Origin of the sequence: Pseudomonas fluorescens, assembly GCF_902497875.1 — a bacterium.
In the GTDB taxonomy this organism is placed as follows: domain Bacteria; phylum Pseudomonadota; class Gammaproteobacteria; order Pseudomonadales; family Pseudomonadaceae; genus Aquipseudomonas; species Aquipseudomonas fluorescens_BR.
The window spans coordinates 1-23,012 of sequence record NZ_CABVHY010000053.1 but is presented as its reverse complement, the minus strand read 5'-3'; the positions used below and the strand labels follow the sequence as shown (position 1 = coordinate 23,012).

General features: G+C 58.0%; 21 protein-coding genes and 2 pseudogenes. 10 read left to right on the top strand and 13 right to left on the bottom strand.

Annotated features, from left to right (window positions below; translation table 11 throughout):
• Positions 1-106: 106 nt before the first annotated feature.
• On the bottom strand, positions 107-1,015 hold the full coding sequence (locus tag F8N85_RS31965) for a serine hydrolase domain-containing protein (protein ID WP_150807418.1): 909 nt from the start codon (positions 1,013-1,015) through the stop codon (positions 107-109).
• Positions 1,016-1,088: 73 nt separating this feature from the next.
• Entirely contained in the window at positions 1,089-1,757 is a 669-nt protein-coding gene (locus tag F8N85_RS31960; RefSeq protein ID WP_150807417.1) for a TetR/AcrR family transcriptional regulator, read from the bottom strand.
• An 83-nt stretch (positions 1,758-1,840) separates the two neighbouring features.
• On the opposite strand from F8N85_RS31960, the gene F8N85_RS35530 reads away from it, so the two are divergent.
• Positions 1,841-1,969: a hypothetical protein gene (locus tag F8N85_RS35530; RefSeq protein WP_263596397.1), complete on the top strand. Its 129-nt coding sequence runs from the start codon at positions 1,841-1,843 to the stop codon at positions 1,967-1,969.
• A gap of 102 nt (positions 1,970-2,071) precedes the next feature.
• Complete coding sequence (locus F8N85_RS31955; RefSeq protein WP_150807416.1) at positions 2,072-2,497, top strand: DUF2871 family protein; 426 nt, start codon at positions 2,072-2,074, stop codon at positions 2,495-2,497.
• A gap of 149 nt (positions 2,498-2,646) precedes the next feature.
• On the opposite strand, the gene F8N85_RS31950 is transcribed toward F8N85_RS31955, so the two are convergent.
• The 7 genes from F8N85_RS31950 to F8N85_RS31920 are packed head-to-tail and all read right to left on the bottom strand — an operon-like array spanning position 2,647 to position 10,198.
• Positions 2,647-3,603 (bottom strand): sugar kinase, encoded by a 957-nt coding sequence (locus tag F8N85_RS31950; protein ID WP_150807415.1) that lies wholly within the window; start codon positions 3,601-3,603, stop codon positions 2,647-2,649.
• A 7-nt stretch (positions 3,604-3,610) separates the two neighbouring features.
• Positions 3,611-5,140 carry a UxaA family hydrolase gene (locus F8N85_RS31945; protein ID WP_150807414.1) on the bottom strand — a complete coding sequence of 510 codons (1,530 nt, stop codon included), beginning with the start codon at positions 5,138-5,140 and terminating at the stop codon, positions 3,611-3,613.
• Positions 5,141-5,170: 30 nt separating this feature from the next.
• The gene (locus tag F8N85_RS31940; protein ID WP_150807413.1) at positions 5,171-6,310 is read right to left on the bottom strand and encodes a mannitol dehydrogenase family protein; all 1,140 of its coding nucleotides are present in this window, start codon (positions 6,308-6,310) and stop codon (positions 5,171-5,173) included.
• 10 nt (positions 6,311-6,320) lie between these two features.
• Positions 6,321-7,331 (bottom strand): zinc-binding alcohol dehydrogenase family protein, encoded by a 1,011-nt coding sequence (locus F8N85_RS31935; RefSeq protein ID WP_150807412.1) that lies wholly within the window; start codon positions 7,329-7,331, stop codon positions 6,321-6,323.
• 60 nt (positions 7,332-7,391) lie between these two features.
• On the bottom strand, positions 7,392-8,636 hold the full coding sequence (locus tag F8N85_RS31930; RefSeq protein ID WP_224795791.1) for a TRAP transporter large permease: 1,245 nt from the start codon (positions 8,634-8,636) through the stop codon (positions 7,392-7,394).
• 23 nt (positions 8,637-8,659) lie between these two features.
• Positions 8,660-9,169, bottom strand: a complete 510-nt coding sequence (locus F8N85_RS31925) for a TRAP transporter small permease (RefSeq protein ID WP_150807410.1) — start codon at positions 9,167-9,169, stop codon at positions 8,660-8,662.
• Between the two features lie 48 nt (positions 9,170-9,217).
• Complete coding sequence (locus F8N85_RS31920) at positions 9,218-10,198, bottom strand: C4-dicarboxylate TRAP transporter substrate-binding protein (protein ID WP_150807409.1); 981 nt, start codon at positions 10,196-10,198, stop codon at positions 9,218-9,220.
• Between the two features lie 160 nt (positions 10,199-10,358).
• On the opposite strand from F8N85_RS31920, the gene kdgR reads away from it, so the two are divergent.
• The gene (kdgR, locus tag F8N85_RS31915; protein ID WP_150807408.1) at positions 10,359-11,159 is read left to right on the top strand and encodes a DNA-binding transcriptional regulator KdgR; all 801 of its coding nucleotides are present in this window, start codon (positions 10,359-10,361) and stop codon (positions 11,157-11,159) included.
• A gap of 484 nt (positions 11,160-11,643) precedes the next feature.
• Here kdgR and F8N85_RS31910 read toward each other — a convergent pair whose 3' ends face one another.
• Both F8N85_RS31910 and F8N85_RS31905 read right to left on the bottom strand, forming a co-directional pair.
• Positions 11,644-12,987 carry a sensor histidine kinase gene (locus F8N85_RS31910; protein ID WP_150807407.1) on the bottom strand — a complete coding sequence of 448 codons (1,344 nt, stop codon included), beginning with the start codon at positions 12,985-12,987 and terminating at the stop codon, positions 11,644-11,646.
• Positions 12,984-13,643, bottom strand: a complete 660-nt coding sequence (locus F8N85_RS31905) for a response regulator transcription factor (RefSeq protein WP_150807406.1) — start codon at positions 13,641-13,643, stop codon at positions 12,984-12,986. The genes F8N85_RS31910 and F8N85_RS31905 overlap by 4 nt, the downstream gene beginning before the upstream one ends.
• 132 nt (positions 13,644-13,775) lie before the next feature.
• Between F8N85_RS31905 and F8N85_RS31900 the strand changes: the two genes are divergently transcribed.
• The 6 genes from F8N85_RS31900 to alr all read left to right on the top strand — a co-directional run bounded on the left by F8N85_RS31900 (position 13,776) and on the right by alr (position 20,264).
• On the top strand, positions 13,776-14,105 hold the full coding sequence (locus F8N85_RS31900; protein WP_150807405.1) for a PepSY domain-containing protein: 330 nt from the start codon (positions 13,776-13,778) through the stop codon (positions 14,103-14,105).
• Between the two features lie 90 nt (positions 14,106-14,195).
• Positions 14,196-14,666, top strand: a complete 471-nt coding sequence (locus tag F8N85_RS31895; protein ID WP_150807404.1) for a DUF2271 domain-containing protein — start codon at positions 14,196-14,198, stop codon at positions 14,664-14,666.
• Positions 14,667-14,691: 25 nt separating this feature from the next.
• The gene (locus F8N85_RS31890; protein WP_150807403.1) at positions 14,692-16,872 is read left to right on the top strand and encodes a PepSY domain-containing protein; all 2,181 of its coding nucleotides are present in this window, start codon (positions 14,692-14,694) and stop codon (positions 16,870-16,872) included.
• 31 nt (positions 16,873-16,903) lie between these two features.
• The gene (locus F8N85_RS31885) at positions 16,904-17,848 is read left to right on the top strand and encodes an FAD:protein FMN transferase (protein WP_150807424.1); all 945 of its coding nucleotides are present in this window, start codon (positions 16,904-16,906) and stop codon (positions 17,846-17,848) included.
• Positions 17,849-17,886: 38 nt separating this feature from the next.
• Entirely contained in the window at positions 17,887-18,588 is a 702-nt protein-coding gene (locus F8N85_RS31880; protein ID WP_150807402.1) for a VIT family protein, read from the top strand.
• Between the two features lie 446 nt (positions 18,589-19,034).
• Entirely contained in the window at positions 19,035-20,264 is a 1,230-nt protein-coding gene (alr, locus tag F8N85_RS31875) for an alanine racemase (protein ID WP_150807401.1), read from the top strand.
• A gap of 557 nt (positions 20,265-20,821) precedes the next feature.
• Here alr and F8N85_RS31870 read toward each other — a convergent pair.
• The gene (locus tag F8N85_RS31870; RefSeq protein ID WP_150807400.1) at positions 20,822-21,772 is read right to left on the bottom strand and encodes an alpha/beta fold hydrolase; all 951 of its coding nucleotides are present in this window, start codon (positions 21,770-21,772) and stop codon (positions 20,822-20,824) included.
• A 62-nt stretch (positions 21,773-21,834) separates the two neighbouring features.
• Positions 21,835-22,623: pseudogene (locus F8N85_RS31865) on the bottom strand (MFS transporter); the annotation flags it as partial.
• Positions 22,624-22,682: 59 nt separating this feature from the next.
• Here F8N85_RS31865 and F8N85_RS31860 point away from each other — a divergent pair.
• Positions 22,683-23,012, top strand: a pseudogene (locus F8N85_RS31860) (hypothetical protein); the annotation flags it as partial.

The following is a 23,012-nucleotide window of genomic DNA, read 5'->3' as shown; positions in this document are numbered from 1 at the left end:
TCTGCGTTGGCCGAACGCGCCGGTATAGCGTTCGAAGCGCCCGGCGATGGGCAGTGTGCACTCCCCACGGGTGGCAGGAAGTTGTCGCTGGAAGAGTATTTCACAACTATGTCATCGATACCGGGCTGGAACAATAAGCACCAAGGGCAACCGAAAGGTGGCTCAGGGTTTGCGCTTCTACATGGCCCTGATCGTCGCTTTCGCTGAACACAGCACAGCTTGCAGTGTTGTCACCGTGAACGCAGCGGTAGATCGCGACTGTACTGCCCGGCCCACTTCCCGTGTGTCCGCAAAGCGTCAAGCCGCCGTTCACTGCGCCAATCATCAAGCCAAGGGCATAGCCGGGTGCAGTCCAGGGCCGACCGGGAATCGGCCCCCCAAGGACGAGTGTGCTTTGCATTTCCTGAAGCAACACATGCGGGAGTAGTGGTCCGCTCATTAGCCGGTCCAGCAACAAGGCCGCTTCCGAGAGCGGTCCGACCAACAAGCCGTGATAGACCCACCGAGGGTCATAACCGGGCGCCACTCCCAGGCATGCACCCTGCAGATCATGGCGTGACGTTGCCAGGCGTACATGCGACAAGCCGAGAGGCGCCAGGACACGTTGATTCAATGCCTCCTGAAGCGAAAGGCCGGTCAAACGTTCCAGAAGTTGCGCAACGAACAGGTAGCCGACATTGGAATATCGCCACTGGGTTCCGGGCGGATAACGCAACCTGGAGGCATCGAGGCGCTGCAACATTTCATCAGCCGACCAGGGTGTTTCACCACAGGTAACGGCGGCATGGTATTCAGCCAGCTCGCCGTAGTCTGCCAGCCCAGCCTGATGCCGCAGTAATTGACGCAACGTGAACGGGCCTTCAGGGACTTCATCGTCAAGTCCAACCAAACCGTCACGCACCAATGACAAGGATGCCGCAGCCAACACAGTCTTCGTAAAGCTCCACCAGGGAACCACTACTTCAGGCTGCTTGGGCTCTAGCAGATCACCGTTTGTTACAAGGGAAAAAAGCATTGGCTGACTGTCCTTGATAGGGATAAACCGAGTGCCGAGGCCTGCCTTTGGTCAACCTGAACCGGTAGATCCTCTACTGTGCCTTCGGCAAAGTCGTGTTGCGCTTTCGTCGCGCTTGCTCATCCTCCGCCAGTGCCTGACGAACGAGCGCCCGAGCCGCCCAGGCGGCGGTGTCGAGTGATTCTTCGATGCTCGCCCGACTGATATCGCGCACGGCGATCAACGCCTCGGTGCCCATGACGATCGACAGCGCCTGCTTCAGTCGTTTGCGCGCCCGGGGTGAGAGCACGTCCTTCAGCGAGTCGACAATCGGCTCAATGTAGCTCATGCGTCGGCCAGGCCGCAGGGGCTCGTGGGACTCGTTTTCGAGCCACACCGTCATGAACGAACGTTCCATCACGTGCAGGCCGATCTCGTCGTCGATCAAGAGTTTGTTCAACGCGTTCGCCGCCAGCCCAATGCCCTTTACCGGATCGTCTCCCGGCCGCCAGATGCGCTCCAGCGGCTTCATGTCACGATCGGCCGCCGTCTCGCTGATCAACGCCTCAATCGAGGGAAAGTAACGATACGCCGTGGCGCGCGACACCATCGCGCGCTCGGCCACTTGCGCAACCGTAGGGTTATGGCCCTCGTCCCGCAATGCGACGGCGGCATCGATAAGCGCCTGGCGTGTTCGGTGGCGCTGGTTGGCGCGGCCCTGATCGCCATCACGGACAGACGGGCTTGACTTCGGGGTCGACATGGAATAAATGATACTCCGTCTTGTAATGAGACTTGAGTCTCATAATAGACACATGGCAACCAACCCACAAGAGGTCGCCCATTATGAGCACCCCAGAGCAACGGCAGGTCGATCGAATGATTGACCGTCGCTTCCATTTCAAGTCCAGGGACGTTGTCGACGGTGGATCGAACACCAGGGTCGACGCCATCGAACACGATGTCACGGGATAGGCCACTGGCCCTGTGCGCAGCACGACCGCCGTGCCGGGCATAACGACTTCACATCGATTTTTCAGCAACTGAGCGCGCCTCAGGGCGCATGAGGTGAATGCCATGAATCACAACCCCCGTTCGCGGACCTGGTTTCGGCTCGCTGCCATCTACTTTGCCATTGGCGTGGTGCTGGGTGTGGCGATGGGCGCTTCCGGCGACCACTCGCTCTTCGCGGTACATGCCCATGTCAATCTGTTGGGATGGGTGTCGATGGCACTGTTCGGACTCATCGGCACAGTGCACCCGTCAATCACCGAAGGGCGCGCTGTCGCAGCACAGTTCTGGACCTACAACGTTGGCGTCCCGGTAATGCTCGGGGCACTGACGCTGCGCCTCAAGGGCTTCCCGTCAGTCGAACCATTGATTGCCGCCGCATCAATCCTCATTGGCTGCAGTGTGCTGCTGTTTGTGTGGCTGGTGTTCTCGCGCATCGGTGTAACGGCCGAGTGCTTGAGCAGCGCGACACGCGAATCGCGCATGTCATAACGCGCAAAACAAGTAGCAGCTTTTGGGCAGCGTATCGGTGTGGGGTGAAATCCGTCTCGGATCGATTGCTGCCCTTCGCAACCGGTAGCAGCCGGCCAGAATCTGCCATTCAGTGCTGTCCCTCAAAATGGTTTCGCCCCGCCCAATCGCTAATCTGTCTGGCTGTCTTGGAGTTCGGTCAATTGAGTTCGTGTGGGCAGACCATCGCTGTCACCAGGAAAACCAAGTACGCGGGCGCCAATTGCGTTGCCGCGCTTGGCTGCATCCTGAACAGATAGGCCTTCGAGCAGGGCACTGACCACTCCTGCAGCAAAACCGTCACCTGCGCCAACCGTATCGACAATTTGCTCCACGCTCACGCCGGCCACAAAGCCGCGTGTTTCATGGGTGGCGTAGTAGGCGCCCTGCGCGCCCAATTTGACCACGACGACCGAGCAACCACGGGCGAGGTAAAAGTCAGCGATTTCACCAGGTTCCTGTAGCCCTGTCAGTAACTGGCCCTCGCTCAAGCCAGGGAAGATCCAGTCGCTGCTTTGCGCCAGTTGGTTGAGGCAGTCGATCATCTCTTCATTGGAACGCCACAACGTCTTGCGCAAGTTCGGGTCGAAGGACACCGTTCTACCGGCAGCGCGCATATCCTTGGCCATGTGGAAAATCAAGTCGCGCATGCTCTGGCTCAGTGCTGGGCTGATCCCGGTGATGTGCAGATGGCGGGCCGACCTGCAGTACTCTGCCGGGTAATGCTCGACGCTCATGGCGCTCGCGGCAGAGCCCTTGCGATAGTACTCAACATCCGGATCGCCACCGTCCTGGCGTCGTGACTTGAACATCAGGCCGGTCGGATGCCTGGGATCGAGGGTGACGAAGCGATGGTCGATACCGTCTCCTGCCAGTACGTCGAGCAACCAGTGACCGAGGCTGTCATCGCCTAGGTTGCTGATGAAGCCGACCTTGTGCCCCAGCCGCGACAAACCCACGGCAACGTTGAGTTCCGCGCCGGCAGGCAGGCGCACAAACCGCCCGGCATCCTTGAGGCTACTGACATGGTCTGATGCAAACAGGCCCATCGGCTCGCCGCAGGTCACGACATCGACTGCTGTGGTCATTTCCATCTCACATTACCGCGCCAATTTGCCAAGGGAGGAATTCGTTATCGCCCAGCCCGTTTTCTTCGCTGCAGGTCTTGCGCCCGCTGGCGGTCGCCAGCATCAGTTCAAACAGTCGGGCGCCCGCTTCGGCAACCGATGATTCACCGTCGACAATCACGCCGGCATTGAAATCCATATCCAGCCGCATGTGGTCGAACAGGCGAGTATTGGTGGCGATTTTCAGTGATGGCGTCGGCTTGCAGCCGTAGGTCGAACCGCGCCCCGTGGTGAAGCAGATGAGGTTGGCGCCTCCGGCGACCTGGCCTGTGGCCGACACCGGGTCATAGCCGGGCGTGTCCATGAACACCAGGCCGTTGTGATCGACGGTTTCAGCGTATTGATAGACGGCCATCAGTCCGCTGGTACCGGCTTTCGCGACGGCCCCCAGGGACTTCTCAAGAATGGTGGTGATGCCGCCGGCCTTGTTACCCGGTGACGGGTTGTTGTTCATGTCGCCATCGTTATGGCGGACGTAGTCTTCCCACCAGCGCACACGTTGCATCAACTTGTCCGCAACTTCCGGGGAGGCTGAACGTGCTGTCAGCAAATGCTCCGCGCCATAGATTTCCGGTGTTTCTGAGAGGATGGCGGTGCCGCCATGACTGACCAGGATATCGACCGCCGCGCCCAGGGCAGGATTGGCACTGATGCCCGAGTAACCGTCCGATCCACCGCATTGCAACCCGACGGTCAGGTGGCTGACGGGTACTGGGGTGCGTTGCGCGGCATTGATGATGGGGAGCATCTGCTCGACCAGAGCGATTCCGCGTTTGACCGTATCACGCGTGCCACCGGCATCCTGGATGACCAGGCTGGCCATCAATTCTGCGGGCCGGGGGGTCAATTCACCCAGCAACGGGACCAACTGATTGACCTCACAGCCAAGGCCGATCATCAAGATCCCGGCAAAGTTGGCATGGTTAGCGTAACCGGCCAGCGTACGCTTGAGAATGTCCATGCCATCGCCTTTGGCGCCCATGCCGCAACCACTGCCATGGGTAATGGCGACCACGCCGTCGACGTTCGGATAGGCCTGTAGCAGATCATCGCGGAAAGCGTCAGCGATGTGCTTGCACACCGTGGCCGAGCAATTGACGCTGGCGATAATGCCGATGTAATTGCGCGTGCCAACGCGTCCGTCTGCCCGGGCGAACCCTTCAAAGTGGACCCTTGGTGCGGCGCTAGTGCTCGCCACATAGCTGTTCTGCAGGCTGTAGCCGGAACTGGCGGTTGGCATGTCCAGGTTATGGACATGGACGTGATCTCCCGGCGCGATCGGACACACTGCCTGGCCAATCACCTGGCCGTATTTGATAACGGGTGCGCCTGGCGCGACGGCTTTCAGGGCGATTTTGTGGCCCGAGGGGATGTCATCGCGGGCAAGCAACCGGCCGCCTTCGAATGCCACTTCGCTGCCTTTGGCGATATCACGACGAGCCACGGCTACATCGTCACCAGAGGCTAACACCAAGAGTAATTGGCTTTGCTCAGTCATACGCGCTCCTAAGCGAGGGGTACAGGATGGTCAGCAGTCACTCGCAAGAGCCGCCTTGAGCTTGGGTTGTGCCAGGTCAGCCAGATGCTGCCCGGCAAGTTCGACGATAGGCTGCATGCGGCGAAGCTTTTTCATCGAGTGATTACCGGCGATATCGGCGATACGGTGGTTGAGGAACGGGTTGAGAAAGCGATCCCGGACCGTCTCCAGATAGGCCTGAGCGCTGCTCATCTGGCCGAGGGCGGCAAACACTGGCAGCACTTCCTCACGCCACATGGCTTCCAGATCCTTACGCAATGCCGTGGCGTTCATTGCCTGATACACGGTTTCATCGGCGTCGCGCTTGTCCAGCAACCAGCGCTCCGCCAGGTAGGTGTGGCCCGCGTTGAGGATGAACAGCTTGAGCCGCTCGTGGTGGTCGAGGTCATCGGTAATCACGATGGCCGGGTGCGTACACGGCAGGGTCAACCCCGGCTGCTGTTCTATGGCCCACAGGGCATAGGGTTCGGCCACTGCGCCCACTGGCTCGAGCGCCTGCGAGACGATCCGGTCAACCAGCGAGTTGGCCCAGCGGCACTGGCCCCTGAGGTAGTCGCAAAAGGCCTCATCCAGCCTCCATGCCACGGCAAGCTCAACCACAATATTGCGCAATATATCGCCATTGCGCGCCACCAGCTCACAAGGGAACAGTGAGACCGGCTCGTCCGGGTTGGCCTGCCAGCGACCGTGTAGCAACACCAGCAGTTTTGCTGGAAAACTGATGGGCGCGCGGGCATCCGAAGCGAGCAAGTGGGCATTGTCCGCGTCATCCAGGCAATAACCTTGGTCACCCGTGTTGGAGATGACCACCTGAATATCGCGAACGAAGGCCTGCCGCAGCAGTGACCACTGGCTGGCGGCATGAACAGCCTGCTGAACGGACGACGACCAGCACAGGATGTCGACGGGCAGCCCCTCCTGCAGCCCCTGGATACGCACCGGGTAAGGATCGCCTGAGGCTAGTGCCTTGATCCGCGCGGTGCTGCCCGGGCTGTCAGTGGTCTGGACCACGGCAATTTTGCCGATGGCGGCTCCCTGCTCCAGCGCCTGCGAGACGAAGAGGTCGACATGCGCCTGCAAAAAACGGCTGGTGCCAAACTGCACGATGGGGGCAAAACGGGGCTGCTCCATTACTGGACTCCTAGCACTCGACGATGGCCTTGACGACGGCCTGATTTGGATCGAGTAACGTTGAAAACTTTTCGGCAACATCACCCAGCGCCATGCGATGGGTGTTGAGCGCGGCATCCGGAATCAAGCCGTCACGCAGACACTGCTCGACATACTGGAAGTCCTCGGCGGTCGCATTGCGGCTACCGAGAAGGCTGGCCTCACGCTTGTGAAACTCGGGATCGGAAAAGGTGATGGAATCGCGCACCACGGAAATCAGCACGTACTTGCCGCCGTGCGCGATGAATTCAAAACCACGCTCCATGGCTTTCGAATTGCCGGTGGCATCGAAAACCACGTCGAAAAAGTCACCTTGGGTGAGATCGCTGAGCTGCTGCTTGTCGCTATCGCCGATCTTTACCGCCGCATCGACTTTGAGCTGCTCAAGGCAGAATTTCAGACGGTCGTCACGGGTATCGAGCACAGTGACCACAGCGCCGCGCAGCTTGGCAAAAATAGCGGCGGCCATACCGATAGGTCCCGTGCCGACCACCAGCGCTTGCTGGCCTGCCTTGACCTCAGAGCGGCGCACGCCGTGCGCACCGATCGAGAGGAATTCAACCATCGCCGCCTGGTCGAGTGTGATGCCTTGCGCCTTGTGCACAAACTGGTGCGGCAGGCTCAGCAACTCAGTAAAGGCGCCATCGCAATGAACCCCCAGCACCTGGATGCGCGTGCAGCAATTGGTCTTTCCCTGGCGGCAGGCCACGCAGCTGCCGAAAGACAGATAAGGCATGACATAAACCGCATCACCGACTGCCAAGCCACTGGCCCCATCGGTTTCGGCAACGACGCCGGAGAACTCGTGGCCCATGACTCGTGGGTATTCGAGAAACGGCTGATTACCGCTGAAGATATGCAGGTCAGTACCACAAACACCCACGCGCTTGATTCTAATCAATGTCTCGCCTGCCGCGCGCACGGGCACCGGACGGTCCTGGGATATCAGAACTCCGGGTTTTTCACAAGTTACAGTCAGCATGTTTCTCTCCAGAATAAAAGCGCTGCCACTGCGGTGGTTGTCGCCTAGCGACCAGTACGACTAGACAAGCGCAGTGGAAATAGCCGGAATAAACGTGACCAGCACCAAGCCCACGAGCAGAGCGAGGAATAACAAGCCGGACTCTTTGATAAAGTCAACGACACGGACTTTGGTGATGTTGCAGACCAGCAACATGACCGTGCCGACGGGCGGTGTGAGTGTGCCGATCGCCAGATTGAGAATCATGACAATACCGAAGTGCACCGGATCAATGCCCAGTTGATGAACAGCAGGCATCAGCAGTGGCACTAGGATAATCATGATGGCGGTGCCTTCAATCAACATGCCCAGCAGCAACAGCAGAATATTGATAGCTATCAGGAACGCGTATTTGTTCGAGGTCAAGCCGGTAACGAACTGAGCTAACTGCTCACCGGCATGTTCCAGCGAGAAGACCCAGGCAATCGCTGAACTGGCCATGATTACCAGCATCACCGCTGAAGTTGATTTAGCTGTTTCAACCAGCGCTTGAACAACATGACTGGTTTTCAACTGGCGATAGATGAAGAAGCCAATGATCAACACAATGGCCACGGCGAATGCGCCGGCTTCGGTTGGCGTGAATACATTGAAGCGAATGCCACCGATAATGGCAACGATAAGAATCAGTGCCGGCCAGGCGCCGGCCATGACACTGCCAACTTCCTTGCGGTCAGGCCAGTTTTGCCGTGAAGGTGCATAGCCGCGACGCTTGCACACGACGTAGGCGGCCACCATCAGCAGCCCTGCGCAGAGCAGACCCGGGAGTATCCCGGCGACGAACATCTGGCCAATCGAAACGTTAGCCACCAGCCCGTAGATGATCAGCGCTATGCCGGGCGGGATGATCGGCGTGACCAATGAACCGCTCGCGGTAACCGCAGCCGCAAACGCTCGGCTATAACCTTTCTTTTCCATCTCCGGAACCATCATGCGGCTAAGCATGGACGCATCGGCGAGGTTGGAGGCGGAAATGCCCCCCATCAGGGTGCTCAGCATAATGTTGGCCAAGGCCATGCCCCCGGTGAGTTTACCAACCAGCAGATCAGCCACCTTGAGCATGCGCTCGGCAATACCGGTGTGACTCATCAAAGTGCCAAGCAGGATGAAGAAGGGGATCGCCAACAGCGAGCTGTTCTGGCTCGGGCCAATAAACTGCTGCACCGAGATTGGAATGGGTATCGAAGCGAAGAACACGAAATAAAACAATGCAGCAATAAACAGTGCCAGGAACAGACGCATGTTGACGGCGAACAAACCGATCATCACCACCGCGAGAATTGCCATATTCATACTTTGCTCTCCTGGCTATCCGACGATAGAGGTGTGGTTTGCGGCTGCTCTTTACGCATGAAATCACGGGCATAGTCGATCAGGCTGAAAGTTAGATAGCCGGCAATACCGACGGCACCGACGGTCACCGCAATATCAATCCAGAACCAGGATACTTGCAGGATCTGCGTGCGCTTGAACTGCGCCATCATTGCCAACTGGTAGGCGAGGAAGGCCATGTAAAGCAAGCCCGCAATGGATACTGCGCAGACCAGAAAATTGATCAGGTTACTTGCCTTTTTCGGCAGGCAATCCAGTAACAGAGGAATGCTCAGATGCTCTTTGTCCCGCTCTGCGGCGACACCGCCGATCATCACGATCCACACCATGAGCAGCCCGGAGACTTCTTCTGTCCACTGTAAGGGGCTGCCAAAAAAGTAGCGCATTGTGACAGCCGTAATGGTGATCACCACCAGCGTGAGCAGAATGCAGGCCGCCGCGTAGTCCCAGAACTTTGCTATTTTCATTATTTAATCTCTGTGACAAATACCGATGCATCGAGCTTGCGCAGAGGCTTATTCGGCGAGTTCTTTCTGGATTTGGACATACAACCCAGGTGTCCATTGCGGATACTGGGTGTAGACCGCTGCAGAGGCTTTTTTGAATGGCGCGGTGTCGGGGTAGATGACCTCGACGCCCTGTTGCTTCATCTTCTCGACCATCTGTTGATCGGCGTCGCTGGTGACCTTCTGACTGTAGAGGCCGGCCTGATAGGCGGTGTCATGAATCAGCTTCAGTTGCTCCTCAGACAAGGTACTGAAGAACGCTTCGCCACCGATAAACAGTGAAACGTTGGTCAGGTAGTTGACCATGCTCAGGTATTTGGCTTGTTCGAACAGCTTTTGCCCGTAGAGCACGGAGACCGGGTTTTCCACACCATCAATCACACCCTGCGTCAGCGCTGGATAGACCTCGCCCAACGGCATCGGAGTGGGCGTTGCCCCCATGGCCTGAATGGCGCTGACCTGCATCGGGTTATTCGGTACGCGAATCTTCAATCCTTCCATATCGGCCGGAGTTCTGATGGGCTTTTTCGCAAGAATTTGACGCACACCGTACAAATAGTTGCTCATGACGATATGGATGCCTTTCTTGCGCAATGCCTGATCCTTCTCCTTGAACCAGTCGCTTTGATAGATTTTGAACAGTTGCTCTGGATCGTCTGTCAGGTAGGGGCCAAAGAGGATGCCCAGGTCAGGGTCGAAATCAGTCAGGAAACCGACATCGCTAAGCGAGATGACATTCATCCCCATCATCGCCTGCTCCGTCACATCTTTTTTCGAGCCCAGGCGCGAACTTGGGTACAGCTCTAATGTGATCTGGTCTTTACTTTGCTCTTTCAGCAAGTCGGCCCAGTAGTGCATCACCTTATCCAGTGGTTCCCCCGGGTTGTTCTCGTAGGCAACTTTGATGCTGAGCGGTGCCGCGCTGGCGACAGGAATGGCATTGACCGCAATAAGACATGCTGTCACAAAACCCGCGATTACTAGTTTCATCGTCCGTCCTCTCTTTATTGTTGTTATCTGACAAAGTCGCTGTGACTGCGTCACTTCAGGCCAATCTAATCCCTGACCTGCACCGGGTCAAGATAAAATGAAACGCCGTTTCATAAAAATTAGGGGTTATACTGGAGTCGATTTTCACTGGGGAACAGAGATGGATCGAGCCACCAACAACAATAGCGAGTCAGTCACCGGGGTCATGCGCACCATGGCCATTCTCGATGCCTTGGGTGAGGTCGAGCGTGATTGCGGCGTCTCGGAGATCGCCCAAAAACTCGATATGTCCAAGAGCACCGTTTATCGCTTCCTGCAAACGCTCAAGGGTCTTGGTTATGTGATCCAGGATGAGGATGATCGCTACCGCTTAAGCGTCCGTCTGTTCGAGCTGGGTGCCAAGTCACTGCCGCAGCTCGACCTGGTGCGCGAGGCGGATCCGGCTATGCGTCATATCAATGCGCTCACCGGAGAGAGCGTGCACTTGGGTATTCTCGACGCAGGCAACATCGTCTACGTTCACAAGCTTGACTCGAGCTACAACCTGCGGATGTATTCACGGATCGGGTTGCGCGCACCGCTCTATTGCACCGGCATTGGGAAGGTCCTCATGGCCTGGCTCGAAGAGAGCGAGGTGCTCAAGCATCTGGAAGGCGAAACTTTCCAGCCGCGTACCTCCAATACTCTTCCGAATATCGAGACTTACCTGAAGGAGCTGGCGCAGATTCGCGCAAATGGTTATGGCGAGGATCGCGAGGAGTTCGAAGCAAACATGCGCTGCCTGTCCGTTCCGGTGTTCAACCGGATGGGCGTGGTGATTGCCGGAATGAGCGTGTCGTTCCCATGTTTTCGCTTTCAGGAAGACCTCAAAGCTTCCTATGTACGTGAGCTGCTTGACGCCAGCAGGGCCACATCGCAACGAATGGGCTGCCCGCCAGCACTTCTTGGAGATTACGTATAGCTCGATGTGAGCCGGGAATAGAGAACGACATATAAAATCGATGTCGTGGGGCGCCCCCTTCAAGCCATAGCACTCGTAGCCGTAACCATCCAGGCACCCGATCATGGCCCGGATCAACCCAATACCACTCCCATGCGAATGGCATCGAAGTTGTTAGACATCACACTAGGCTCTGCTGACGCTTCGCGTCAGGGTAGGGCGAGACCTAATTCGTCCATGGTTTCGTAGAGCCCACGACCGGCATATTGGGTCGATTTCCGTCAGTCGTGACAGGCAGAAAACGGCCAAAAGCAGTCACTGTATTGAACCTGTTCGATCACATTCACAACTCAGGCAAATTGTCCTTAAATGCATTAGACAGCGTATTTTTCGATCGCCCTCACTGCTTTAGAACAAAACCGTCGGCATTCTGTGCGTTGAACACCATTCTGCCCCAGATAAGGGCTGCAAAATTCACATCGAAAAAGGAACGTTGGCGAGCCCCTCAGTCTTTTATGATGGGGGCAAGCGGTAACCAGACGCAGACTTCGAATCCCTCTTTTCGACCTGTTGCCGGGGAGAACAATTTCATTCTCGCGTTGACCCCCTGCACTATGGTTTTAGCAATCGCCAAGCCCAGTCCTGAACCGCTGATTTCACTGTGACCGCGCACAAAGCGCTCGGTCAGGTGCTGTAATACCGACTGCGGCACCGCCGGGCCGCTATTGACCACCCGTAGCTGTGCCTGTTCGGTGAGGCTGACTTCGATCGGTTGATCCGTTGCACCATACTTCAGCGCATTCTCAATCAGGTTGCGCAACAGGATGCCGAAGGCGTCCGGGTCAATGGTCGAGTACACGCTGGCCTGGCTTGGCAGCTGCAACTCAATGCGCTGCCCGCTGCGTTGGTTCCACTCATCCACCCCGTGGGCCAGCAACGGAATCAGGTCTTGCGGCGTTTCGGAGAACAGCCCGCCGCCCTCGGCTTTGGCCAGTTGCATGAGTTTTTCCGAAAGTCGTGAGAGCTCGCGCAACGCGTTTTCGATCTTCGCCGCACGCACTCGTAGCGGACCTTCGGGCGCTTCGTGATGTAACCGCTGGATCTGCGCCAGGGTCGAGGCCAGTGGTGTGCGCAGTTCATGGGCGCTGTTGGCGGTAAAGCTGCGCTCGGCCTCAAGGGCCTTGCGTAAGCGCTCCAGCAGGTGGTTGACCGCCTCAGCCAACGGATCGATTTCTGCCGGCAGGCGCGCCACTTTGATCGGCGACAGATCACCCACACCGCGCGCTTCAATAGCACGACGGTAAGCCAACACGCTGCGCAGGCTGATACGCACAAATAACCAGGTGCCCAACAGGCTGATAGGAATCAACGCCAATAAAGGCAACAACAAGGCAAACAAAGCCTCCCGCGCTGCTTCACGGCGATGATCCAGCGGCTCGGCGATTTCGATGAACAGCGTCTCGCGCAACGCACTGGCGCCGTACAAGCGGTACTTTTCAGAAGTGGAAAAACCTTCAGTCGGTTGTCGATTGAAGATCTCCGGGTTGGCGTCGTGGGATTGCATCAGAATCTCGCCCTTGGCATCGCGCACCAGGTACGTCAGATACTCCTTGTGCATTTTCAGGGTAGCGACGTGTTGTGCCTCACTGGGTTCTTCCCTGTTGCTAATTTCCAGTACGGCCAGAGGCAGGATGCGTTGCGCAGTTTCTTCCAGTGCGCTGTCGAACGCCTCGTTCAACTCATGTTGCACCACTAGCCAGGCGCCGACCGTCGCCCCCAGCCACAGTAAGGTCATGCCCAGGGTCAACCCCAGGCCGAGACGTTTTTGCAGGCTCGAAGACGGCTTCATGCGGACATCAACCGGTAACCCATGCCGCGCACCGTTTCAATCAGGTCCCGCCCCAGTTTTTTGCGCAGGCGGCTGATGTATACCTCGATGGTGTTGCTCTCGATTTCGGCACCGAAGGCATACAGCCGTTCTTCGAGCTGGGACTTCGACAGCAGTGCCGCGGGACGCTGGAGAAACGCTTCGAACAGCGCCCACTCGCGGGCCGTCAGGTCCACAGTGGTGCCAGCACGCTTAACCGTGCTAGCGCTCATGTCGACTTGCAGTTCACCCAGTTTGATCTGTGGGTTGGGGTTGCCGCTGTAACGTCGAGCCACCGCGGCCACACGGGCCGACAGTTCAAACAGGTCGAATGGTTTGACCAGGTAGTCGTCGGCCCCGGCATTGAGGCCGGCGATCCGATCAGAGATCTGGTCCTGGGCCGTCAGGATGATCACAGGGGTCACGTCCCCAGCCGAACGTTGCTGACGCAAGAAGTCCAGCCCGCGCCCGTCCGGCAGCATCAGGTCCAGCAGGATCAGGTCGTACGGCGTGGTACGCACGCTGTTGCGCGCATGGTCCAGCCGTTGCACCCAATCGACGGCGTGGCCGTCATCGGCGATCTGTTCACGTACGGCCTCCCCCAATCCTGGTGCGTCCTCGACCAATAAAACCCGCATCTGGCATCTCCTGTGATGGTTCTCGTGCAGCACCTTAATCGCCTCACCTGACGTGAATCTGAAGATTCAGGTGGTTGTCAGGAATGCACCTTAGGGTATGCCACAGACGCCACCCTCGGCGGGAGACAGATCATGAAATCAGGTTTTATTGCCAGTACCACTCTGTTGAGTCTCCTGCTCAGCGGTTACGCCCTGGCCGATGACAACTGCAGTGACCCGGTGAGCGACTGGCGGCCGCGCGACACCTTGCGTCATCTGGTGGAGCTGCAATATGGCTGGAGCGTGCAGCGCATCAAGGTCGACGACGGTTGTTACGAGCTCAAAGGGCTGGATCGCAAGGGAAATGCCATCGAAGCCAGTTACTCGCCGGCATCGCTGCGCCTGCGCGCACTGGAGATCCATTTCCGCGACGACGGCGACGGCGACGTCACGGACTACCTCGGCAGCCCGCTCCCCGAATGACGCCTCACCTGCCGCTGAGTTTTCCTGCGCTTCAGGTTGTTGTCAGGAAGCAAGTCCAGGCTTTCACCTAACCATTAATAGGACGTCCCCATGAAAAAGCTCATCGCAGCAACCTGCCTCGCCGGCGCTATTGCCCTGCCAGGGCTGGCCCAGGCTCGTGAAGTGACCCTAACCACCCAGCTCAAGGACTACGGCGGCAACGATGCCTATTTGGCGATCTATGTCACCGACGCCACCGGCCATTATCAGAAAACCCTCTGGGTGGCGGGCAAAAAGGCCAAGTACTACAAGCACCTGACCGATTGGGCCCGTGGCAGCGGGCTGAAACCGAGCGAGTTTGACGGCATCAGCGGCGCCAGTGTTGGCAGTGGACGTACGCTCAAAGTCAGTGTCGAGCTGGCAGACACCCTGATCGATGCCGGGTATCAGATCCGCATCGACAGCGCCGTCGAGGACAAACGTGACGCCCGGGCCGATGTCAGCGTGCCCCTGACTTCCAAAGGCGCTGGCAAACCAGCGACCGGCAGTGCCTACGTCGACACCTTTACTTACGATCTGTAGCACCTGGTATTTCTGGAGGCTGAACATGCTTCGCCAGTTCCATTCACTGCCCGGTCTGATTGCGGCACTGTTAGTCATGCTGTTGGCCATCAGCGGCGCGGTGCTGTCGGTCGACCCCGCCCTGGAACGCCTGCACAACAAGACCGTCGCTGTCGGGCAACTCAACGTCGGCCAACTCGCCGGACGTGTTGCCAATCACTTCCCGGGCGTCGAACAGATCCAGCGCACAGCATCCGGCACCGTCATCGTCTACTACAACCAGCACGGCCAGGCCGGGGCCGAGAAGGTCGACCCGCTGACCGGCCAAGGTCTTGCGTCTTACGAACCATCCGCGCTCTCGCGTTGGATGAAGGACCTGCACCGTTCACTGTTCCTTGGCGCACCGGGTCACGGGGTCTCGGGGGGCGGTGCGCTGTTGATGCTGATACTGTCGGTGTCAGGCACGCTGTTGCTGGCCCGGCGCCAGGGCGGATGGCGTAAATTACTGCAGCCATTGCGGGGCACCTTCAGCCAGCGCTGGCATGCAGAAGCCGGGCGCATGGCTTTGCTCGGGTTGCTGCTGTCGGCGTTGACCGGCCTCTACATGTGCGCTACCACCTTCGGCTTGATCGCGGACGGCACTCAAAGTGAACCCGCCTTCCCCACTCACCTCAGCGCCGGCCCAACCTTGCCCGTGGCCAATCTGCACGCCTTGCAGGCCACCGATCTGAGTGACCTGCGCGAGCTGGTTTACCCGAGCCCCGGCAACCCGCAGGACGTGTTTTCCCTGCGCACGGCCCAGGGCGCAGGCTACGTGGACCCGTTCAGCGGGGCATTGCTGTCCTACCAGCCCCACGATTCGATGCGCGACGTCTATGAATGGGTCTACCGATTGCACACTGGCGAAGGCCTCTGGTGGCTGGGCCTGGCGCTCGGGCTTAGTGCGCTCTGCGTCCCGTTGATGAGCGTCACCGGTATCCTGCTGTGGTGGCGCCGCCGCAAGGCCGGACCGAAGATCCGCCACAACAGCCCCGCACGATCTGCCGACAGCGTGATTTTGGTAGGGAGCGAAAACAACAGCACCTGGGGCTTTGCCAACACCTTGCATGACGCCTTGCGCCAGGCCGGCCATCAGGTGCACTGCGCGTCCATGGATGAATGGTCGGATGTTTACCTCAAAGCCGAGCGCCTGTTTATCCTCACAGCAACTCATGGTGACGGCGATGCACCGGCTTCGGCTTCGCAGTTCCTGACACGATTGTCCAGGGTCGGCCTGAAACCCGGACAGCCGTTTGCCGTGCTGGGCTTCGGTGACCGGCAATTCCCGCAGTTCTGTCAGTTCGCCCATCAGGTGCAGGACGCCATGTCACAGGCCGGTGGCACAGCGTTACTGGGACTGGAAACCATCAACCGCCAGTCCGTTCAGGAATTTGCTCGGTGGGGCCATGCATTGGGCGAAGTGCTGGGACAGGACCTGAATCTGGTGCATGTCGCGAAGCAGCCACCTACTCATCGGTTGGAGCTGAGCGAACGCATCGTCTACGGCAACCAAGTGAATGCGCCGACCCACGTTTTGCGTTTCAGAGCGGCGGGCACGCTGCCGTTTTTTGAGGCCGGTGACCTGGTAGGGATTGTGCCCCCGGGCAGCCCGGCGCCACGTTTTTACTCACTGGCCAGCGGTTCGCAGGACGGCATGCTGGAGATCTGTGTACGCAAACACGAAAGTGGCGTGTGCTCGCAATTCCTTCATGGTCTGAGCATTGGCTCGCAGATCGAAGCGTTTATTCAGCCCAACCCGCAATTTCGTCCGGCGTCAGGCGCGCACCCGGTGATCCTGATCGGCGCGGGCACCGGCATTGGTCCCCTGGCCGGGTTTATCCGCAACAACAAGGCCCGCCACCCGATGCACTTATATTGGGGCGGACGCAACCCTGCCTCGGATTTCCTCTATGAATCGGAGCTCAGCCAGTACTTGGCGGACCGACGCCTTACCGCATTGCGCGCCGCCTTCTCTCAGGTTCAGGACCGCAGCTACGTCCAGGACCGGCTGATCAACGATGCGCTGGCCTTGCGCCGGTTGATCGAAAAGGGAGCCCAGATCCTGGTGTGTGGCAGTCGCGAAATGGCCAAAGGCGTGATGCTGGCCCTGGATGAAGTGCTCGCCCCTCTGAACCTGACCGTGCTGACCCTCAAGGCACAAGGACGCTACCGTGAAGACGTCTATTGACTTACAACGCTACAGCCTGAACGGCGAGACCATGGGCACTCGCTACACCGCCCTGTTCTACGCCGCAGCCGGGATCGACACCGACGAAATCAGCCACAGCCTGGCACGCACCGTGGGTCGGGTGGACCAGCAAATGTCGACCTGGAAACCCGATTCCGACCTCAACCGCCTCAACGCCGCCCCGGAGCAAGAATGGCTGTCGGTGCCCAAGGAATTGACCGCAGTGTTGTCCGCCGCGTTAAGGGTCAGTCAGCAATCCAACGGCGCCTTCGACATCGCCATTGGCGATCTGGTGGACGCCTGGGGTTTCGGCCCCGGCGAGCAGTCGATCACCGAACAGGCGGTCGACACCCTGCCGCCGCGAGCCCGACTGTCTGCCAATGCGGCGTTGGTGGTGGACCAGAAACGCAATCAGGTGCGCAAACGCGCGCCACTGAACCTCAACTTGAACGGCATCGCCAAAGGGTTTGGTGTCGACGAACTGGCCCGCTGCCTGGACGGTTTTGGCATCACTCGCTACCTGGTCGGCATCGACGGCGAGATGCGCGCCCGTGGCGTCAAACCGGATGCTCAACCCTGGGTCGTGGCCCTTGAAAAACCCTGCCGGGGCGCACGTAAAGTCATGGGTGTAATGGAGCTCGGCGATGCCGCCATCGCCACGTCCGGCGACTACCGACACTGGGTCGATGTGAGGGGGCAGTCTTATGCCCACACCATGAACCCGGCCACCGACGCACCCCTGTGCAACTCGCTCGCAGCCGTCACCGTTGTGGAGGCCTCGTGCATGCTCGCCGATGCCTGGGCTACGGCGCTGATGGTATTGGGCGAAACCGAAGGCCCCCGTTTGGCACAGACACGCGGGATGGATGCCTTGTTCGTGCTGCGCGACGGTGAACAGTTCAATGAAATATCCATTGTCGGCGGCCAGTTGCAGGCGCAGATTCAAAGGCGTCCACGCCAATTGCCAGCCACCTGAACCTCTTAACCACCGACGACAGTGAGTCTCATCAAACAATGAAATTCATGTACAGGCACACCGAGTACCACCGAAGCGATCGGATCGGCTGGCTCCGCGCCTCAGTCTTAGGGGCCAACGACGGAATTGTCTCCACCGCCAGTCTGCTGATTGGCGTCGCTGCGGCCAATGCGAGCCACGCCACCTTGCTGGTCACAGGAATGGCAGGGCTGATGGCCGGTGCCATGTCCATGGCTGCAGGCGAGTACATTTCCGTTCACTCCCAGGCTGACACCGAGCGGGCCGACCTGTCCCGGGAACGAGCAGAATTGGCGAGCGATCCGAAAGCAGAACACCTTGAGCTCGCCAACATCTACATGCATCGCGGCGTCTCGCCGGAACTGGCCCATCAGGTGGCTGACCAATTGATGTCCCACGACGCGCTGGGCTCCCATGCCAGAGACGAACTGGGCATCAGCGACACCCTCACCGCCAAACCCTTGCAGGCCGCTCTGGCCTCGGCCGCCAGTTTTGTGGTGGGCGCCGCATTGCCTCTAGCCGTGACGTTTTTCGCACCGGAGCACAGCTCGGTGCGCTGGATATCGGCCATGTCATTGGTGTTTCTCGGGACATTGGGCGCCATTGCTGCCAGAGCCGGCGGCGCCAGCGTCATCACCGGCGCCTGGAGAGTAACCTTCTGGGGCGCGTTGGCCATGGGGGTCACCGCACTGGTGGGGCATTTGCTTGGGGCCGTGGTCTAGATCGCCATCTATGCTCCCAATACAAAAAGCTCTTCACCGATATTCGGAAAGACGCGCTTGATCTTCATACAAAGAGTTCGCTAGTCACAGCAACCATACACCAACCGCTTGACAACCTTGATTGGCCGATTTGGGTTGCGGCCCTTCGTGACAGGCAGAAAACGGCCAGAAGCGGTCATCCGCGATCTCACACCCTAACTCCGATGAAGATCAGCAGCTCCAAAAGCGATTCGGTCCATTGCCTGCGTCGTAACTCGAAATAAGCTTAGAGGGTAGACATCCAGGTAACACACATTCCTGCTGCCATCGCTTAGGGCCAAGGTGAGCGCGAACAAATTCCTTACTTCTTTTTACATCTTCGAACCCGGCATACAACGAAAACTTACATCGCCTTCCAATAATCGGCACTCCAATAACAAAAAGACTGATTACACGGAGTGTTTCAAATGCCCTTTACCCGTACTGTTTTAGCGTTGTCGCTCGGCCTGATTTTTTTGCAGAGCCAAGCTCAGGCGGCGCCGCCGCTGTCGCTCACTAACGGTACCTCCGAGCTGACTGCACAAATCAGTAATGCCTGGATTGAAATCAACAAGACCGCGTTAGAGCACAATATCCGTACCCTGCAGGCGGAGCTGGCCGGCAAGTCGAAACTCTGTGCGGTACTGAAGGCCGACGCTTATGGTCATGGTATCGGGCTGGTGATGCCTTCAGTGATCGCGATGGGTGTACCGTGTGTGGCGGTCGCCAGTAACGAAGAGGCGCGAGTGGTTCGCCAAAGCGGCTTTAAAGGCCAGTTAATCCGTGTTCGCACCGCCTCCCTGGGTGAGCTGGAAAATGCTCTGCAGTACAATGTCGAGGAACTGGTTGGCAACCTCGATTTCGCCCGCCAGGCGGCCGATCTTGCACATAAACACGGTCGCAAACTGCAGGTGCACATCGGCCTCAACTCAAGCGGCATGAGCCGTAACGGCGTGGAAATGGCCACCGAACAGGGCAAGAAAGACGCCGTGGCAATCACAGAGGTACCGAATCTGGAAGTGGTCGCGATCATGACCCACTTCGCGGTTGAGGATAAGGACGACGTACGCAAGGGCCTGGCAACCTTCAACGAACAAGCGGCCTGGCTGATGGATGTGGCCCAGCTCGATCGCAAGAAAATCACCCTGCACGTGGCCAACTCCTTCGCCACCCTGGAAGTACCCGAATCGCGCCTGGACATGGTGCGCACGGGCGGCGCGTTGTTTGGCGATACCGTCATTTCGCGCACAGAATATCGGCGCGTGATGCAATTCAAGTCCCATGTGGCCTCGGTCAATAGCTATCCCGCTGGAAACACAGTGGGTTACGACCGCACCTTCACCCTGACACGTGACTCGAAACTTGCCAACATCACGGTCGGTTACTCCGATGGGTATCGCCGCGTGTTCACCAATAAAGGCGTAGTATTGATCAATGGTCATCGCGTGCCGGTGGTGGGCAAGGTTTCGATGAACACCGTGATGGTCGATGTCTCGGATGCACCCGACGTCAAGGCAGGTGATGAAGTGGTGCTGTTTGGCAAGCAAGGCGCAAGCGAAGTTAGCCAGGCTGAAGTCGAAGAGATCAACGGCGCGCTTCTGGCCGACCTTTACACCGTCTGGGGCAGTGCCAACCCGAAAATACTGGTCGAAAAGTAATCCCACCACCATCGTAAATTACAGGGCGTGCTCATTCGGGCACAGTTGTGCCGAGCGCGGAAAAACTCAAATGTATGGCTGGGACCGACAGGAGAGAGGTCGCTTTCTCTTGTCGGAAGGTGACCATTTTTTTCCGCGCTGACTCAATGTATCGCCGGTGACGGCGCAGTTGCCTTAGATATTCACTACTGCGCCATGGCGTTGAACAGCCTAGTCCGACACCATCTGGACAAATTCCTACCATCTCGCTCAAAAGAAAAATCAAACCTGCTAGGAAACGCCGTTACACATGGATCAAGCGAAACGTCCATCAGTGTTCTGGCCTTCACAGAGAGGCTGCTGTGCTTCAGCCTAACCACCCCATTCATAAAATCACGAACCTAGCACACTGAGTCGACTGCTAGCCTTCAACGGGAAAGGCCGCTTCGGGTCGTTTTCAGCCGGTCGCGATAGGCAGCAATCGGCCAAAAGCGGACATTTGCCAAGCCCCGACCACGGTTCACACCGGTGGCTGCCGCGCCTCAAATAGCAGCCACCTTACGCATCAAGAGCATCCGTCAGTTATTCAAGAATTTGACCACCAGAGGATTCAATTCAGCGGAGCACTCCTCCGGCAACCAGTGCCCACAATTGGGCAAGACTTGGCCTTGTACATTGGTCGCGTACTGTTTCATCTGATCCACTTGAAATTGCCCCATTCCGCCGTGCCCTCCACCGCCGATTGCCAGCACGGGCATGTTCAAGGAAATCTTCGACAGCTCGACGTTTTCAGTGATCGATTGATTAAGCGCTCGGTAGTATTCGAACGACGCGTTCAGCGTATGGGGCTTGGCGTATGACTTGGCGTAAAGATCGAGCAGCTTAGGCGTAAAGGCATCCTTGTTGGTCGCGTGTTCTTTGATGAAGTGCGAGAGGAAAAACTTTTCATGCCCTGTGATCAACTTTTCGGCCAATTGGTTGCCAGCGGCAAAGAAGCTGAAATGCCAGACCAGTGACTCACCCTGTGGTGAGAATGCCGGGAAATCGTACATGCGCTTGTCGGGAATCGGTGCCTCCATGTACACCAGTTTCCTTATCTGGCTTTGGTGCGTTACTGCCATTGGATAGGTGTTCCAGATACCGATGTCATGCGCAACCAGATCAAACGGCTGATTGCCGCTTAGCTGTGTCGCGAGGGCGAACAGATATTTCGAGACGTCAGTGCCGGTGTAACTGGTCTTGGGCGGTTCCGACTCGCCCAGGCCCGGTAAATCCACCGCAACTACGGTGTGAGTCTTCGCGAGTTCGGGCATCAAGCTGTGCCACTCATACCAGGCTTGACCAAATCCGTGGACCAGGTAAACCAAAGGCCCGGAACCGCCCTTCACATAGTGGAGCCTGACGCCGTCTATGGTTTTGAATTCACTCTTGAATCCCGCTGGAACAGGAAACTCTGCCGCTTGAGCCAAGCATGGCAAAGCCAGGGTGATTGCGACTGCGGCGAGGGCCAATCTAATGCGCTTTTTCATTTTATTTATCCATCAAGTTATGACTGAAAATTACGACCATGCGAAGGCGTGCTATCCCCCGATCAATGACTGTGGATCGCCTGGGTGGTGTGCCGTTGACCTTGCGGAAAACCATGCGCCCGTGCCCGAAATGCAATGGCCAGGCTGATCAATAGCAACGCCAGCAACACGCCCGGAAATGCACTCGTTCCCCATTGGCCGAGTAACACGCCACCCAGCAGTCCACCGCCGGCAATTGCGCTGTTCCAGACCACTACGTTCATGGAGAGCGCAACGTCAGAGCCCTTACCTGCGGCGTCGGCGAGTGCTGTTTGCAGCAGGGTGGCCGCGCCACCAAAGGTCAGCCCCCAAATGAAGACACCCACGTAAATGGCCGCGGCGGAGCCTGAGAACACTCCGATGAAAATCGAAACCGCTGCGAATGTTGCAAGGCTGGCCAGCACGGTTGTTCGCAGGTGCCGGTCAACCAGTCGGCCCGTGAGCCAGATGCTGGCAAGCGCCGCGACACCAAATGTGAGCAATACCAAATCGACGTCACTGTTCAGCCCAGCCTTGGAAACGAAGGGCGCGACATAGGTGTAAAGAATGTTGTGGGCCAGCATCCAGGTGAAGACGACAGCCAATACCGAGCGGACGCCTGGGGTGAAAAACACCAGACGTAACGGCATGCGCTGTGAGGATGATTGGCCTGGGTAATCCGGCACTTTGATCAGCACCCAAACGATCAATACCAGGGTCATGCCGGACATCAATCCAAAGGCCATGCGCCAGCCCATGAATCCACCCAGCCAGGTTCCCATCGGCACACCCAACGACAACGCGATGGGCGTACCCACATAGGCGCTAACCAAATCTCAAGAGATAGTAGAATCTGATTCACCAAGCAAAGTGAGCAGCAGGGAAAGCAAGCGTGACACAAAGACTGGATGAAGATTGGCCGAAGCTGTTGGCGCTATTGCCGCAGGGATGGGAAGCCAAGGCAAAAGAGCTGGGAGCGCTGAAGTTCGGTCGCCGCTTCAGCGGCCCGGAGAGTTTATTGCGCACGTTATTGATGTATCTGAGCGCTGATTGCTCGATGGTCGAAACGGTGGAACGCGCGCGCGCTGGGGACTGGGTGGAGCTATCGGACGTTGGCCTGCTCAAACGGATCAATAAATCGGGTGCATGGCTGGGCTGGATCACTGAACAGTTGATCCAGCAGGCACCGACCGTGGCGATGAAATGTCCGGCGCTGCAGGGG

Bases quoted from the DNA above. Each gene is read 5' to 3' on its own strand.
- F8N85_RS31965 (WP_150807418.1), bottom strand. From the start codon at position 1,015: ATGCTTTTTTCCCTTGTAACAAACGGTGATCTGCTAGAGCCCAAGCAG.
- F8N85_RS31960 (WP_150807417.1), bottom strand. From the start codon at position 1,757: ATGTCGACCCCGAAGTCAAGCCCGTCTGTCCGTGATGGCGATCAGGGC.
- F8N85_RS35530 (WP_263596397.1), top strand. From the start codon at position 1,841: ATGAGCACCCCAGAGCAACGGCAGGTCGATCGAATGATTGACCGTCGC.
- F8N85_RS31955 (WP_150807416.1), top strand. From the start codon at position 2,072: ATGAATCACAACCCCCGTTCGCGGACCTGGTTTCGGCTCGCTGCCATC.
- F8N85_RS31950 (WP_150807415.1), bottom strand. From the start codon at position 3,603: ATGACCACAGCAGTCGATGTCGTGACCTGCGGCGAGCCGATGGGCCTG.
- F8N85_RS31945 (WP_150807414.1), bottom strand. From the start codon at position 5,140: ATGACTGAGCAAAGCCAATTACTCTTGGTGTTAGCCTCTGGTGACGAT.
- F8N85_RS31940 (WP_150807413.1), bottom strand. From the start codon at position 6,310: ATGGAGCAGCCCCGTTTTGCCCCCATCGTGCAGTTTGGCACCAGCCGT.
- F8N85_RS31935 (WP_150807412.1), bottom strand. From the start codon at position 7,331: ATGCTGACTGTAACTTGTGAAAAACCCGGAGTTCTGATATCCCAGGAC.
- F8N85_RS31930 (WP_224795791.1), bottom strand. From the start codon at position 8,636: ATGATCGGTTTGTTCGCCGTCAACATGCGTCTGTTCCTGGCACTGTTT.
- F8N85_RS31925 (WP_150807410.1), bottom strand. From the start codon at position 9,169: ATGAAAATAGCAAAGTTCTGGGACTACGCGGCGGCCTGCATTCTGCTC.
- F8N85_RS31920 (WP_150807409.1), bottom strand. From the start codon at position 10,198: ATGAAACTAGTAATCGCGGGTTTTGTGACAGCATGTCTTATTGCGGTC.
- kdgR (WP_150807408.1), top strand. From the start codon at position 10,359: ATGGATCGAGCCACCAACAACAATAGCGAGTCAGTCACCGGGGTCATG.
- F8N85_RS31910 (WP_150807407.1), bottom strand. From the start codon at position 12,987: ATGAAGCCGTCTTCGAGCCTGCAAAAACGTCTCGGCCTGGGGTTGACC.
- F8N85_RS31905 (WP_150807406.1), bottom strand. From the start codon at position 13,643: ATGCGGGTTTTATTGGTCGAGGACGCACCAGGATTGGGGGAGGCCGTA.
- F8N85_RS31900 (WP_150807405.1), top strand. From the start codon at position 13,776: ATGAAATCAGGTTTTATTGCCAGTACCACTCTGTTGAGTCTCCTGCTC.
- F8N85_RS31895 (WP_150807404.1), top strand. From the start codon at position 14,196: ATGAAAAAGCTCATCGCAGCAACCTGCCTCGCCGGCGCTATTGCCCTG.
- F8N85_RS31890 (WP_150807403.1), top strand. From the start codon at position 14,692: ATGCTTCGCCAGTTCCATTCACTGCCCGGTCTGATTGCGGCACTGTTA.
- F8N85_RS31885 (WP_150807424.1), top strand. From the start codon at position 16,904: ATGGGCACTCGCTACACCGCCCTGTTCTACGCCGCAGCCGGGATCGAC.
- F8N85_RS31880 (WP_150807402.1), top strand. From the start codon at position 17,887: ATGAAATTCATGTACAGGCACACCGAGTACCACCGAAGCGATCGGATC.
- alr (WP_150807401.1), top strand. From the start codon at position 19,035: ATGCCCTTTACCCGTACTGTTTTAGCGTTGTCGCTCGGCCTGATTTTT.
- F8N85_RS31870 (WP_150807400.1), bottom strand. From the start codon at position 21,772: ATGAAAAAGCGCATTAGATTGGCCCTCGCCGCAGTCGCAATCACCCTG.